11 protein-coding genes are annotated in these 14,310 nt (G+C 57.4%); 3 read left to right on the top strand and 8 right to left on the bottom strand.

The features are described from left to right. Positions 1-39 precede the first annotated feature (39 nt). Positions 40-1,263 carry a hypothetical protein gene (locus LW884_04120; protein MCE3007520.1) on the top strand — a complete coding sequence of 408 codons (1,224 nt, stop codon included), beginning with the start codon at positions 40-42 and terminating at the stop codon, positions 1,261-1,263. 140 nt (positions 1,264-1,403) lie between these two features. Here the strand turns inward: LW884_04120 and LW884_04125 are convergent, their stop codons facing one another. From LW884_04125 to LW884_04135, 3 genes are all read right to left on the bottom strand, one after another. Next, the gene (locus LW884_04125) at positions 1,404-3,140 is read right to left on the bottom strand and encodes a SpoIIE family protein phosphatase (GenBank protein MCE3007521.1); all 1,737 of its coding nucleotides are present in this window, start codon (positions 3,138-3,140) and stop codon (positions 1,404-1,406) included. A gap of 103 nt (positions 3,141-3,243) precedes the next feature. Next, a complete protein-coding gene (locus LW884_04130) occupies positions 3,244-5,349 on the bottom strand; it encodes an ATP-binding protein (protein MCE3007522.1) in 2,106 nt (701 codons plus the stop codon). 117 nt (positions 5,350-5,466) lie between these two features. After that, positions 5,467-6,408: a phosphoglycerate dehydrogenase gene (locus tag LW884_04135; protein ID MCE3007523.1), complete on the bottom strand. Its 942-nt coding sequence runs from the start codon at positions 6,406-6,408 to the stop codon at positions 5,467-5,469. Positions 6,409-6,485: 77 nt separating this feature from the next. On the opposite strand from LW884_04135, the gene LW884_04140 reads away from it, so the two are divergent. Together LW884_04140 and LW884_04145 are read left to right on the top strand one after the other, a co-directional pair. Then, positions 6,486-7,520, top strand: a complete 1,035-nt coding sequence (locus tag LW884_04140; GenBank protein MCE3007524.1) for a DUF3078 domain-containing protein — start codon at positions 6,486-6,488, stop codon at positions 7,518-7,520. A gap of 67 nt (positions 7,521-7,587) precedes the next feature. Then, entirely contained in the window at positions 7,588-7,959 is a 372-nt protein-coding gene (locus LW884_04145) for a hypothetical protein (GenBank protein MCE3007525.1), read from the top strand. 58 nt (positions 7,960-8,017) lie between these two features. Here LW884_04145 and lpxD read toward each other — a convergent pair whose 3' ends face one another. Genes lpxD through LW884_04170 form a run of 5 tightly spaced genes read right to left on the bottom strand, consistent with a single transcriptional unit; the run spans position 8,018 to position 14,093 of the window. After that, positions 8,018-9,001: a UDP-3-O-(3-hydroxymyristoyl)glucosamine N-acyltransferase gene (gene lpxD, locus LW884_04150; GenBank protein ID MCE3007526.1), complete on the bottom strand. Its 984-nt coding sequence runs from the start codon at positions 8,999-9,001 to the stop codon at positions 8,018-8,020. Positions 9,002-9,013: 12 nt separating this feature from the next. Further along, the gene (gene dcd / locus LW884_04155) at positions 9,014-9,550 is read right to left on the bottom strand and encodes a dCTP deaminase (GenBank protein MCE3007527.1); all 537 of its coding nucleotides are present in this window, start codon (positions 9,548-9,550) and stop codon (positions 9,014-9,016) included. Beyond that, positions 9,547-10,317: a DivIVA domain-containing protein gene (locus LW884_04160; GenBank protein MCE3007528.1), complete on the bottom strand. Its 771-nt coding sequence runs from the start codon at positions 10,315-10,317 to the stop codon at positions 9,547-9,549. The genes dcd and LW884_04160 overlap by 4 nt, the downstream gene beginning before the upstream one ends. Positions 10,318-10,376: 59 nt before the next feature. After that, the gene (locus tag LW884_04165) at positions 10,377-11,918 is read right to left on the bottom strand and encodes a glycosyltransferase family 39 protein (protein MCE3007529.1); all 1,542 of its coding nucleotides are present in this window, start codon (positions 11,916-11,918) and stop codon (positions 10,377-10,379) included. A gap of 3 nt (positions 11,919-11,921) precedes the next feature. Continuing rightward, a complete protein-coding gene (locus tag LW884_04170) occupies positions 11,922-14,093 on the bottom strand; it encodes a peptidyl-prolyl cis-trans isomerase (GenBank protein MCE3007530.1) in 2,172 nt (723 codons plus the stop codon). Positions 14,094-14,310 lie beyond the last annotated feature (217 nt).

Raw genomic sequence — 14,310 nt, forward strand, 5'->3', positions numbered from 1 at the left:
CCCGCGCACGGACCTGGGTAAGGACTAGAAAAACAAGACATGAAGGGCGGAGCAAAGAACGGTATACGGCAATGGACCCGGCGTCGGGCTACTTTTTTGCTGCTAGCCGTGTTTGGAGGGATACTGGGCAGCTGCGAAAGCAACAATCCTGCCGGCGCAACAGCCGAAGGAGCGGGCGGCCTGCGGGTGCAAACCGAATGGGTGCACTTTGAGCAACTGATGGATAGCCTGAACCAGGCACTGGCAAAGCGGATAGACTGCCAGCTATGGTACCAGCAGCATGTGGCCCCCCATCGGCGGATCCTGGCGCACTGGCTATGGGGCGGCGCACAGCAGGACATGACCGAGGATGAGTTGGCCCAGCTCAGCTATCGTATTGATAGCCTGGTGACCCGGCACCCTGCCCAGGCCGACCACGACCTGGGACGCATGCTATGCAGCTGGGTGCAAGACCCCCACACCCCCAGGCTGCTAGACAGCCTGCAGGCCCACCTAAGCCCAAAACTGCGGCTGGAGCAGCAGCTGCAGCCAGCACTAAACAAGCTACGGACGCTTTTCCCGAATGAAATACCCGGACGGGCCAAGCTGGGCACCATTGTAATGGGCTACGACCCGCGCCTCCCACTTAGCTACACCTACCCCAAGGATGAACTGATGACGGCTGTGCTGGATAGCACGCTGTATGTAATGATTGGGCTAGACTACTTTGCGGGGCCAGACTTCCCCATTCTGCACCCCGAACTATTGCAGAGTGCCTACTTCCGCCAGCGCTTTGCGCCCAGATATGCCACCAAGCGTATCCTGGAGGGCATTATCTCCAACCTCGTACATCCCCCCCGGCTGGTGCCAGCAGGCAGCAGCCAGCCGCCAACGTTTCTGGCCCACATGCTACACGAGGGCATAGACCTATACCTGCTACACCAGCTGCTGCCTGGGCTGCCGCTACAGGACCTGCTGTACTGGGATGCCAAGCAGCTGGAATGGGCACAGGCACAGGAACCCCTGCTATACAAGCACTTCCTGGGCTTGCTGTTCGAAACACAGGCGTATAAGTTTACCGACTACCTGTACCCCCGGCCCAGTGTGCAGATGCGGGGTATTCCGGGTGGGCAGGCTGCGCCGCCCTATCTGGGTGCATATATTGGGTATCAGATTATTTCTGCCTACCAGGCACAGCATCCAGGCCGGCCACTTGCCGAGCTGGTAGCCCAGCAAGACTGGCAAAAGCTGCTGAAGGAAAGCGGCTACAAGCCCGCGCTGTAATTAAGGAGAAAGAGCCCTGCTGACTATAGCACCGGCAGAAAGCGTGGGCCATGAATGTGGGTAAACAACAGAAACCGCCTGTTTTATTGCCGAATCCTGGCAAAGGCAAGTCGTATGGTTTGCACCCGCCGTTGACGCCACTACCATTCGAAAGCGAAGACCATGATGTCGTCGCTGTTTTCAGTCCGGGCTTCGTTCTTCCAGGCTGTAAAACTGCTCTTCATGGCCTGGAACTGCTCGTTCAGGCTTAGGTGGCTATTGGATAGAAGTACATCGCTAAAGCGCTTGGATGAAAATTTTCGGCGCTCGGGTCCGCCTATCTGGTCGGTAATTCCGTCGGAAAACAGGAATACCCGATCGCCCCTTTCCAACTTTAGTGTCTGGTTGGTAAAGGAGCTGTGCGCTATCAGGCTTCCTCCTATGGGCTGGCGGTCGCCCTTCAGCTCGTTCAGCTGGCCGTTTCGCAGGTGGTACAGGGGGCGGTAGGCACCGGCAAAGTCCATAAGTCCGGTCTCTGCATCGATGCTGACGAGCGCAATGTCCATTCCGTCATGGCCGCCCGTCTCGTCTTGCCTCAGGCCCTTGCGTACGCTTAGGTCCAGTTCGGCCAGTATAAGCCTGGGATTCACAATCTCCTGCTCATTCACAATCTGGTTCAGCAGGTTGTAGGCCATCACGGTCATAAAGGCACCCGGTACGCCATGGCCCGTACAGTCTACTGCAGCTACCAGTATGCGTCCCTTCTTCTTGTTTACCCAGTAGAAGTCGCCGCACACGATGTCTTTGGCTTCGTACAGGATCTCGTGCTGGGGCAGATGCTGGCCAATAACGTCCTCGGCGGGCAAGATGCTGTACTGAATACGCCTGGCATACTCTATGCTGTCGGTAATGCTGCGGTTTTTGTCCTCCAGTTCGCTGGTGCGCTCTGCCACCTTGGCCTCCAGCTTCTGGTACAGGTTACTATTGGCCAGGGTAGCAGCAGCATGGCGCGAGAAAAGATCGAGAAACTCCTGCTTTAGGGCATCGAAGTGGTCCTTTCGGTCGCTCTCTAGGTACAGCACAGCCATTACATTACCCCCACTATTTTCAATGCGGTGCACATACACCCCGCGTGTGCGGTGTGTGTGCACATAGCTATCCAGCCTCCAGGTGTCGTCTCGGTAGGCATTGGGGAGGATCAGGGGCTCCTGTGTATCGTTGGCATAGGTAAGGACTGGGGCTGGCAGGTTCTCCACCAGCTCGCTTTGATCCAGGTACTTCAGGTCCAGCTCTCCCTCCGGGTAGTAGGCCTGCACGGCATAGCGCAGCATGTTGTGGTCAAAGAGCAGGATGACACCCTTTTTGCTCGCCGTCTTGCTGGTGGCCAGCAGGATGATGCGCTCGAGCGAGCTATTGATGTTTACCTCCTCTGCCAGGATCTGGCCACAGAGGTTTAGGTCGGCCAGCATGTTTACCCGTGCATCCAGCTCCTTATCCAGCACATAGCTTTTTGCCGCCTCTTCTATGGTCATTTGCAGGTCCTTGCTGTCCCACGGCTTAGCCATGTAGCGGTACAGGTTGGCATGGTTCACGGCATTGCCCACGGCATCGGCACTGGCCTGGCCCGTAAGCAGGATCTTGCGGATGCGGGGGTTTATTTTGTTGACCTTGATCAGGAATTCATCTCCTTTCATACCCGGCATCAGGTGGTCGGATATAACAATGGCGATCTCGTGGGTATTATCCTGCATAGACTCTTGCAGGTAGACGAGCGCATCCTCGGCGTTATCGGAAATCTCCAGGGCAAACCGGTCTCCAAGCCCGAGTTTTAACTCCTCGCGCAGGCTGTTGAGGACGGTAACCTCGTCGTCCACGCACATGATGACCATTTTATCCATGCCTTGCGCTAAGCCGTTAGATTTACGCTCAAAATTGCCACAATAAACAAAAATATAGGCAAAGCTCGCCCGGCTGGCACAATAAAGTAAGCTGCCGACCTGCTCATACCTGGATCTTCTCCTCCTCGCTGGGGTCCTCCATTTCCCCCTCTCGCATAGCAGGCAGCTCTATGGTAAAGGTCGAGCCTTTGCCTGACTCAGAATCCAGGCGGATGGTGCCTCCATGCTTTTCGATGATCTTTTTGCAGATGTCGAGCCCCAGGCCGGTGCCCTCTCCTTTCTTTTTGGTGGTAAAGAAGGGTTCGAATATCTTTTCCCGAATGTCCTCGGGTATGCCGGGGCCATCATCCTGTATCCGCACCTTCACGCGCCCATCCTCTTCCCACAGCTTCAGGTCCAGCAGCCCCTTTCCGCCCATGGCCTGCACGGCATTAGCGATAATGTTGGTCCACACCTGGCCTAGCTCATCTCCATTGCCCAGCACAGGAGGCACGAGCCCGAAGCTTGTGTGCAGCTCTATGCCATGCTTTATTTTATTATGGTAAAGCACCAGTATGGTCTCCAGGCTTTCCTGCATGTTTATCGGTATCAGCACATCATCATCCTGGCGGCGGCTGTAGTTTTTCAGGTTAAAGACGATTTTGTTTGTTTTAGTAATGGCCAGCTCTATGTTCTTTGTGTTATTGTACATGGCACCTAGCTGGTATATCAGGCGGCTGAGTGCATAGGGATCATGAGCCTCAAAGAGTGGCAGGTATTTCTCCAGGTCTGTGCGGAAGCCTGCATCGATCAGGTTACGGGCCACTTCGTCCGCGTCCTCTACATCTTCACGCTCCAGGATGTTGATCATTGTCTTTCTCAGCTCCCGCTGGGCATTCAGGGTCATGTGCTCGGCAGGGCTATCTCTCAGGTCTCTCTGTAGGGCTGCCCACAGCCCCCGCTGCTGCTCATCCAGGGTGTTTACCAGCGGGGGCAGTTTATTCAGCAGGTCGGGCAGGTTTTCCTTAATGTTTGCAATACTACTCTTGATAGCGCCCAGGGGGCTATTGATCTCATGGGCTACGCTGGCCACCAGCTGGCCCAGTACGGCCATTTTCTCGCTCAGGATCATCTTGTTTTGCGTGCCCCGCAGCTCCGTCAGGGTGTTCTGCAGGGCCTGGGTGCGTTCATGCACCATTCGGTCCAGGTTCGCATTCATGTGCTCTAGTTGGCCATTGGCCAGGCGCAGCTTCTCCTCCGCCTCTCTCATTTCGGCCTGTGCCTTTTTTAGCTCTTTCACCGTGCCCCACAGTTTTTCCTCCTGTCTGCGCAGGTTTCGGTTACTTTCCTTATTCGTTGCCTCTTGCTCCCATAGCTTGTGCAGGGTATTTCCTACCACATTTGCCATCTCGTTGAAGCTCCTCACCAGGTCTCCTATTTCATCCTTGCCCTCATAGGCTACGGGTTCTTCCAGCTTACCATTCCGGATGATCTCCCTGGTGGCCCTGCGCACTTCCTGCAGGGGGGCAAACACGTTTGCCTCCAGCGCCTTGGGTATGCCTTTGCTGGCCTTATACATCTGCCAGATCAGCGTGATAGAAATAAGCCCGGAAACAGCCAACAGGATCCAGGCAACGGTGGTGGTTCGGTCCTGTCTGGCTGCCTGCTCTACAGCCAGGGCCTCTGCCAGCAGCTGTGCGATCGGGGGTTTTGCGCCCTCAAATGCGATCCGGGCTTGCTCCATTTCCACTACGGCAGCGTCATGCTGCCTGATTCCCTGTGCGGTTCTACTTTTACCCGTCCGCCTCAGCGCTGTTACTTGTGCGTCCGCCTTCGCATAGGCATCCGCCTGGCGCTCCAGCACAGTCAGGTAGCTTTCCAGCTTTGCATAGGCCGGCGCATCGGGCTCTGCGCTCTGCTGCCGTGCTGCTGCCAGGGTGCTGCGGGCAGCAGCCAGGGTGCCAGGCAGGCTGTATGCAGCCGTGTCCGGTGGGGTGCCGGGGTCTGCGCCGGCTGCAGCCACAGGGGCACCAGGCTGTAGCCGGGCTTGCCCTACCAGTGCATCCAGTTTTCCGAGTGCCTGTACGGTGGGGACGGATATCCCCGGTGACCGGAACACTTGTATGATAGCCGCTCCCCCCAGCAGGCTAAGCAGGAGCAGGAAAAGTGCCCATATAGACATTTTGCGAACCTGAGTGTCTATCAGCTGATGAATCCTTGTCTTTGCCATGGCACCGTTGGTTTTGGGTGGAGATAAGGGATACATGGAAGCCCGCGCTGGCCTCCGTGCAGTCGAACTTTTCAAAGTACGAAAAAAAGCGGGCCCCTACGCAAGCTGGGCACAGGTCTAAATCTCTTCTCCGGCCAGGTATCTGCGCACTATTCCGAGGGTTTGATCCACAAACCGCTGCTCGGCCTGCCAGCTCCAGCCGGCTATGTGGGGGGTAAGGATGACGGAGGGATGGGCCTGTAGGGCCTGCATCTGCCGCTGCTGCACAGCCGTTAGCCGATCCAGCTTTTCGTTCTCCAGCACATCCAGGGCCGCACCCAGCACCCGCCCACTGGCCAGGGCGGATAGTAGGGCCTGTGTATCTACCACAGGCCCCCTGCTGGTGTTTACAAGCCACAGCGGTTGTGCAAAGCCAGCCAGCCGGCGGGCATCTAGCCAGTGGTGGTTGGCCGGGTCTAGCGGGATATGCAGGCTGAGCACCTGGCACTGTGCCTGCAGTGCGGCAAGGGGTGCGGCCTCGGCGTAGGCATCGGCATAGTCGGCCTGGTCTCTGTCGTAGGCCAACACGCGCACCCCCAGGCCTGCCAGCCGGCGGGCAAAGGCCCTGCCGGTGTGGCCATAGCCCACAATGCCCACTACCTTGCCGCCCAATTCTTCGCCCATATTGGCCTGGCGCAGCCACTGGCCCCTCCGCACCTCGGCATCGGAGCGGGGTATGTGGTGTAGCAGGCCCAGCAGCAGGCCCAGCGCATGCTCGCCCACTGCATCGCTATTAGCCCCCAGGGTAGGCACCACCCGGATGCCGGCTGCCGCCAGGGCTGGCAGATCCAGGTGGTCCAGGCCTGCGCCGGTGCGGATAACCAGGCGCAGCCGGGGGGCCTGCCGTAGCTGATCGGCTGTAAGGGCCAGCTTGCTCCGCAGCACCAGCACCTCGGCATCGGCCAGGGCCAGGGTCGCCTCTGTGCCGGTGCAGTCGGGCACATAGCGGTAGGTAAGGCCTAGCTGCCCCAAGCCCTCTATCATACTATCCAGGTATCGGTCTATCAGAACCACATGCATGCCACAAAGGTAAGGGTCCGACGCAAGTACGGGTAGATCGGCCCGAATGTGTATGTTTGCAGCAAGCATGACTGCCCGTGCGAATCGCCCTGCTTATAAGCTCCCTTGTTTTTTGCCTGGCTGGGCAGGTGCCTGGGCAGGCCCGGGCGCAAGACACTACGCTGCTGGAAATAGATGACCTGGTGAAAGTGGTAGACAAGCTAGACAGCCAGGGCACACACATCGATACCGTAACGTACTGGACACTGGGGTGCAAGGCGAACCTGAACTATAGCATGGTTACGCTGGAAAACTGGGCACAGGGGGGCGAAAGCTCCATTGCCTTTTTGGGCACCGTAAACACCTTTGCCCGGTACAAGCGCGACCGCATCCGGTTTGAGACAACCCTGGATGCCAGCTACGGCATTCAAAGCCTGGGCGAAACGGGCGTGCGCAAGAATGAGGACCGGATGGACCTGAACATGACCCTTGGCTATGCCACTACTCCGGTGCTCAACTATTCTGCCCTATTTAATTTTCGTTCGCAGTTTACGCCCGGCTATGCGTATCCCAATGATTCTGCTGTTGTTTCGCGCTTCTTCTCGCCTGCCTACATCGTCGTTTCCGCAGGCTTGGAATACAAGCCCTTTCCGTACCTCAAGTTTAACCTGGCTCCCCTGTCGAGCAAGCTGACCCTGGTAACCAGCCAGCAGCTAGCCAACCAAGGGGCCTTTGGGGTAGAGCCTGCCGAGCGGGACGGAAGTGGGCGCATTGTGAAACCTGGCAAGGTGTTTCGCCAGGAAACAGGGGCCTCTTTCTTTGCGCGCTTTCAGCGGGAGGTGGCAAAGAATGTGGTGATAGACCAGAAGTTGGACCTCTTCAACGGCTATGCACAAGATAACCCGAGAAGCCGCGGAAAAGTGGACGTAAACAGCGAGACCAGTATCCAGCTAAAGGTGAATCGCTTCTTAAGCGCTAGCATCTTTGTGCAGCTTATTTATGACGAAGATGCCGAGGTTCCGCTGTATGAGCGGCGGGGTGGCCAGCGGGTGCAGGTGGGTACTGGGCCACGCACCCAGCTCAAGCACGTATCGGGTGTGGGCCTGAGCATGACTTTTGAAGAAAGACGCTGATGGGCCAGAGGCTGGGCCAGGAAAAGAGGTGGCCCGCCTGCGGTGGCCCAATCCATAACTTTCGTCTGTGAAATACCGTACTTACCTGACGGACGGTAAGCGTATCCGGTACATTCACCCTTTTCCCAATCGACCCATGAGGTTTTACAAAAGCACTGTACACTTCAGTATCTCGAAAGGTTGGATGCTTTTCAAGATGACTTGGATGAGCCTACTTTTCATCAGCAGCGGGGTTTTCTTCTCCGATTACGTTCTGCATACGGAAACTACTCCCGTGCATAGGGTTGCCCTGATTGCCGGGGCCTGTATGTTTTTTGGGCTGGGCATTGCCAGCGTATGGGTGCAGATCGGCCTGCTGCGCAGCAGCCGTCGGCTTAAGAAGCTACGCAAGGGCGGGGAGCATCAACCAGCACCCTGGGAAGAGAGCCATGCCCTGTAGCGAATATCAACAGACAGGAAGAATATCTGCGAAGTGCCTATTAAAAGACCCGAATAACTTATTCGTCTAGCCGCTGTATCAAGCCCGGCAGTTTAGACAAGCTGGCCTGCTGGCGCAGGTGCTTCTTGTGCTCGGCAGCCGGGCTGCCCATGTATATCTTACCGGGGAGCACGTCGCTAATCAGCCCACTCTGGGCCAGGATAACCGAGCCAGCACCCACCACTATGTCGCTGGGGATACCTACCTGGCCCCATATGGTCACATCGTCCTCTATGGTGCACACGCCTGCAATACCCACCTGTGCGGCTATTAGCACCCGTGCACCAATGTTGGTATCATGGCCTATCTGCACCAGGTTGTCTATCTTGGTATACTCGCCTATGGTGGTGTCTGCACTCACGCCCCGATCTATGCAGGTACCGGCACCTATGTCTACATGATCCGCTATCAGCACCCGGCCCTTGGTCAGCATCTTGTCTCGGCCATAGGGGCGCTTCTTGAAGTAGAAGGCTTCGCCGCCTATTTGTGCGCCTGCCTGTATGGTGCAGTGGCTGCCCACCACGGTATAATCGCCCAAATACACCTGGCTGTAGATGCGGGTATGTGCGCCGATGCGTACATGGCTACCTATTACCACATTGTGGCCAATTTCCGCCCCCTCGCCTATCTCCACGTCCTCGCCCAACACCACATGCTGGCCCAGGTGGGCGGTGGGGTGTACGGCCTGTGCACCTCCCTGCTGGGTAAGGCTGAGGGTGGGCTGAAAGTACTCGGTAAGGCGGTTGTAGTCGCGAAACGGATCGTCGCTGAGTAGCAGGCCCTTGCCAGCAGGTGGCTCTGTGCGCTCATTCAGCAGGATGGTGGTGGCAGCACTGGTTAGTGCCTTGTTGAAATACTTCTTTACGTCCACAAAAGTAAGGTCGCCCGGCTCTACTCGGTGTATCTCATTGATGCCCAGAACGGGATGATCTGCGGGACCTATATATTCGATGTTCAGGATGGCTGCCAGGCTGGCCAGCGTTTGGGGGGGCACTATTTTCATATGCTTCTTCTTCTAGAATTTGTTCTTCCACATCATGCTTTCTACCGGCCTTTCGGTACGCTCTGTGTACTTTGCGCTCTGCTTGGTATTGTATCGGGTGCGAACCTCGCCACGCACCTCAAAGTAGATGAGCTGGCCAATGGGCATGCCCTCGTATACCCGAACAGGCATGGAGACGGAGATTTCCAGCGTCCAGTTATTGCAAAAACCCACATCCCCCTTGCCAGCCGTGGCATGGATGTCTATACCCAGCCTGCCTACGGAGCTCTTCCCCTCCAGAAAGGGCACGTGGCGGTGGGTCTCGGTATACTCTTGGGTTACACCCAGATACAGTGTATTGGGCTGCAGCACATAGCCCTCGGGGGGTATAATGAGCTCCACAGTTGGGTTGTGCAGCCGGGCATCCAGCTCCTGGGTAGTATACACAGCCAGATATTTAGCCAGGTGCACATCGTAGCTGTTGCTACCCATACAGGTGGGGTCAAAGGGGCTGATTACAATGTCCCCCCGCTCCATACTAGCCAGTATTTCCGTATCAGCCAGGATCACAGATCTTCGCTTAAAGACTCAATGATAGCGGATTTATCCGAATGTTGGATTGCCTGATCGAAAAAAGAGCTACCCTGCCGCTTTTGCGCCACCGGCCTGGGTGTCGGCTTTTCGGGCAGTATCGGGTCTTGCGGAGCAGCCATCCGGATAGGCTCCAGGCTGGGCACCGCTTCCGGTTTTGGGGGTACCTCGGGCAGCGGCTCCGGCCTGCGGGGTGCCTCGGGGGTAGGGGTAGGAACAGGCGCTACGGTTGTCTGCACCTCCTGTATAGCTTCCGCTGTGGGCGATAGCGGCAGGTCAAGGGGTTGGCTGCGCCCAATCAGGTTGGCCTCGTGGTGCTGGAGCTGATCCAGCTCATTCTTCAGGAATGCCCTGAGCTGACCCATAATGGTAGCCCTTTTCTCCAGCAGATCCTGTAGGCGCATTTCTTCGCGCTGGCGCTCCAGCTGGGCCTCCGCGCGTATCTCCCGGGCCTGCTGCTCGGCGGCAGCCAGCTTCAGCTCTGCGTCTCTGCGTGCCGCATCCATGGTAGCCATGCTGCTCTGCTCGGCCTGGTAGAGGGTCTTGCGCATGATCTCCTCCATATCTGTGTAGCTGCGCAGGCTGGCCTGCGTACGCTCCAGCTCAGATTTCAGGCGGCGGTTATCCTCCAGCACCTGTTCCCACTCTGCCGAGAGCGACTGCAAAAAGGCACGCACTTCATCGGCATTGTAGCCGCGCATTGCTTTGCCAAAGTTGTGTTGACGTATTTCAATGGGAGAAATCATGATACAAGGGCTGGATGGGGTAGAATATGGCCATTTCCGGCTATAGCGGCGGCAGGTAGTTATTCAGAGGATGCCCGCAGGAAATAGACGGGCATGTGGCCAATGGTGTCTGGCTCATAGTGCTGCTGTAGCCACAGCAGCCGCTGCTGTAGCTCGGGCATATGGCCTACAGGGTCCAGTATGGCCTGCGGGCGGGCACGTAGCAGTTCGGCATAAAAATCGGCCAGGCTCTCGGGCCTGCTTATCGGCTCGGGGCGCTTCAGGTTTTCCGTTAGCCAGGTCATTCTGGCCCGCGCCATATAGAAGTTCATGTACTTTGTCTCGCCCCGCTGCTTCAGTGCAGTATAGAGCTCTGGCCTAAAGTCTACTACCCAGATACCACTTATCCCGCGCGACCGAAGGGCACTATCCAGGGCCTGTATGTTCGGGTCGGGCTGTAGACGGGTTCTCAGGCCGTGCATCCACCCAGCTGGGGTCAGTTTCGGCTCTGCCAGCCGAAACAGCCGCTCAGTGCGTGCCAAAGGGTAGCTGGCATATAGTACAGTAGTAGCCGCCAGGGCGAGCAGCAGTACGGCCGGGCGCAACCAGCGGGGCACCAAGTTTTGCAAAAAATAGACGAAGTAAAAGGTGAGCGGCGGGAGCACCAGCAGAAAATAGTGTAAATACATGCGCCAGCCACCCAGGGGGATGGAGAGCAGGCTGGCAATCAACCACCAGGCCATGATGGTCTCCATCCGACGCTGGCGGATAGCAAGGCTAAAGTAGTGACCCCGCAGGTACAGGAAGCCCAGCAGGGCCACCAGCAGGGGGACACCCCACACCTTCAGATATTCTACAAAGCCCCAGCCGTTTACCTGGCTATCGGGGTTCTGGGCAGCCAGCAGGTAGTCCAGGTTATACAGCAGGCCCTGCTGAAAGAAAGCCACCAGAGAGCCCTGAAAGTAAAGTATGAAGACGGCGGCCAGCAGGATCCATAGCGCACCGGCCAGTAGCACGAGCAGCTCTCGGAACCGGCTGGCAGCAATGCTGAAGTACGAAACCACAAAAGCCAGGGCCAGCAAGATGCCCTGATACTTAAGCAGCACCAGCGAGGCAGCCATAGCCCCAATGGCAAAGAGCCGGCCCCAGCTGCGCTGCTCCTCGATGAAGTAGTCTGCCAGGAAGCGTGCCATCAGCAGGCACAGGATCAGCATGGGCAGCTCTGCGTTTAGCTCCAGGGTGTACCAGGGTCCATTTAGCCAGCAGGCAAAGAGGAAGGCAGGCAAGGCGGTTTCGCGCGCACTAAAGCGGTAGCGGTTGTAGAGCGAACCCATGAGCACTGCTGCCCAAAAGGCCAACAGGATGGCCAAGATGCGGATGGCCCACAGCGCATGGCTGCCAAACAGGGCCACCACGGCGGCATACACCCAGGGCAACAGGGGGGGACGGTTATCCCACACCTCCAGGTACAGCGGATGGCCCTGCACCATGCGCTGGGCGGCCGCCAGGTGAAAAGACTCGTCGGTAGCGTAGTACTGGGGGTCGAAGGCGGGCCAGCGGAGCGCAACTGTAAGGCCCAGCAGCAGCAGGAGCAGCAGTGGGTTGCGAAAGCCCCGGATCACGGCCTAGAATCGATAACGATAGTCCTTTATGCCTGCCGCATCCTTCAGCCCCTCCAGGGCACTGCGTTGATACTCGCCCTGCTGGCGGCTCTGCAGCTGGCTGCGGTGCTGCTCTATTACCTCGTCGCTCAGTTTATCGGGCTGTGTTACACGCCTTACGTATACCAGATACACGCCTGCCTCCCCCTTTATGGGCTTGGACAGCTGGCCGGACTTGAGCTGCGTAAGCTTGCCGATCAGGACAGGATCCTGGGTGCCCTGTATCCCGGGAGAGTCGAAGGTAATGCCTGCCGCTGTGCTGGCAAAGGCACCGGGACCGAAAGCCGTAGCCACGCGGGTCAGGTTGGTGTCGATCTGTATCTTGCTCATGCGAGCCAAAATGGCAGCAGCCTTCTTTTCAGCCAGCACCTTGGCCTTCACCCGCTCTTCCACCTTGGAGAAGGCAAGGTAGCCCTCCGGCTTCCGCTCCTTCAGGGAAAGGACATAGTAGGCAGATTCGGTCTGTAGTACGTCGGCACGAACGTCGCCATCCACACGCTCCTCGTCCAGTGCCCAGCGGATAATCTCCTTGGCCTGATCGCCGGAAATACCCTGCGCTATGTAAGACTGACCGGAGAATAGGGGCTGACTCTGCTGCGTGGTATAGCCCAGTTTCTTGGCCTTTTCAGCAAAGGGTACGTCCGCTTCCTTCAGGGTTTCGGATATAAGGGCATCGGCCTGGCGCTTTAGGCTGTCCAGCGTTTGGTCGCTGGGGCGTATGTCTGCGGCAATGGTAGATAGGCGAATGGCGGAGGTATTTCGCTCTTGCACTTCCAGAATCAGGTAGGCTCCGGGCAGGGCTACCGGGCCGATAATCTGGCCTTTTTGTGCGCTGCGCACCGCTTCATCTATTGCCGCAAACTGGCCGTAGCGGTGCCAGCCAAGCTCCCCGCGATCCTGAAAAACGGAAGGGGCTTCATTTTTGCTCTGGTCAAACAGCAGCTGCTGGAAGTTTTCGGGTGTCGTCTCGGCCCGCAGGGCTTCTGCCTTTTTCAGGGCCTCGGCCTTTCCGGTCTGGGTGGTGTCGCGTATGGCCACCATCATGTAGCGCAGTTTTACAAAGGGGCGATCGGTCCGCTCTTCGCGTCCGGTCAGTTTCATGATGCGAAACTGGCTACCCATCTGCACGGGGCCAAGCAGTGCACCGGCTTGCTGGCCTGCTATCAGGTCTTTTACCTGCTGGTCCAGCTCTTCGCTGTTCTGCCAGCCGTTTGCAAAGCGTACGGAGCTCTGGTTATTTAGCTCCGCAAATGCCGAGTCATCAGCGGCCTGCTGCCAGCGGGCCTGTAGCTGCTGCAGCTGGCCACGTAGCAGGGCCGAGTCTCGGGCAGTAGCCGTGGTGGGGAAGCGCACAAAATCTACAAGAGCCTCATCCCGATCCTGAGCATAGCGCTCCAGGTTGTTGTTGTAGTAGGCCTGCAGCTCGCTCTCCTCTATCGGGAAGAGCGAATCGGCCAGGGCGCTATAGGTTACGGCACAGTAGTCCACATCATAGCGGGTGTTGGCCTCCAGGTAGTCTTGGCGGGCGTGGGCCTTGCTTACCAGTCCACCCATCTTCAGCAGGCTGCCATAGGCCTGCTGTACATGCTGGCGCTCTACATATAGCTTCAGGGCCTCGTAGTAGCGCTGGCGCTGGTAGTACTGCTGCTGCTGCTCGGGGGTACTGTTGGGGGGCAGTTTTTCATTTACGCGCTGGCGAAACTCGGCACCGCTGCCAAAGTTGCTGGTGATGATCGGGTGCGGATCCTGGCCGTAAAACAGCTCGGCATACTGGCGAGGCGTAAGCTTGTTTACCAGCACTTCTCCACCGCCGTTCCGTGCGCTGCGCTGCCAGCGCTCGGCATCGGTGTCGAAGAGGCCCACGGCCTCTACCTCGCGGCCTATCACAATCTGGTCCATCAGCTGCTGCCACACGCGGGGCTCCAGCTGCTCGGCTGTCTGGGGCTGGTTGGGGTTTAGCGCTTCAGATAAGCTCTGCTCTACATCCACCATGCCAGCATAGTATTCCTGGGGGATTTTTTCGCCGTAGGCTTCGCCAATCTTGTCCGCATCACCGCTGCCAAAAAAGCTCCCAAAGCTGGATATGGCATCCTGTGCCAGAAAGAGCACCATGGTTGCGCCCAGTACAACAAGCATCAGGCCTGTTTTGCTTCTGATTTTATTAATAACTCCTGCCATATTCCGGTATGTAAGCCGCTGAACGGGTATTCGGGTAAAGTGAATGCAAAAATACAGGAAAAGCGGGTTTGTACAAGCCGCCGACTTAGATGGCTTTATATCGTGCGCGAATGGTAATAAAACGGGTTTGAATGGGCTACCAAGCCTGCCTGTTGCCGCCGACTACTAGCCGATG

The sequence above is a fragment of the Bacteroidota bacterium genome (genome assembly GCA_021300195.1).
In the GTDB taxonomy this organism is placed as follows: Bacteria; Bacteroidota; Bacteroidia; order J057; family JAJTIE01; genus JAJTIE01.

Bases quoted from the DNA above. Each gene is read 5' to 3' on its own strand.
- lpxD (MCE3007526.1), bottom strand. From the start codon at position 9,001: ATGAAAATAGTGCCCCCCCAAACGCTGGCCAGCCTGGCAGCCATCCTG.
- LW884_04170 (MCE3007530.1), bottom strand. From the start codon at position 14,093: ATGCTTGTTGTACTGGGCGCAACCATGGTGCTCTTTCTGGCACAGGAT.
- LW884_04130 (MCE3007522.1), bottom strand. From the start codon at position 5,349: ATGGCAAAGACAAGGATTCATCAGCTGATAGACACTCAGGTTCGCAAA.
- LW884_04125 (MCE3007521.1), bottom strand. From the start codon at position 3,140: ATGGATAAAATGGTCATCATGTGCGTGGACGACGAGGTTACCGTCCTC.
- LW884_04135 (MCE3007523.1), bottom strand. From the start codon at position 6,408: ATGCATGTGGTTCTGATAGACCGATACCTGGATAGTATGATAGAGGGC.
- LW884_04160 (MCE3007528.1), bottom strand. From the start codon at position 10,317: ATGATTTCTCCCATTGAAATACGTCAACACAACTTTGGCAAAGCAATG.
- LW884_04120 (MCE3007520.1), top strand. From the start codon at position 40: ATGAAGGGCGGAGCAAAGAACGGTATACGGCAATGGACCCGGCGTCGG.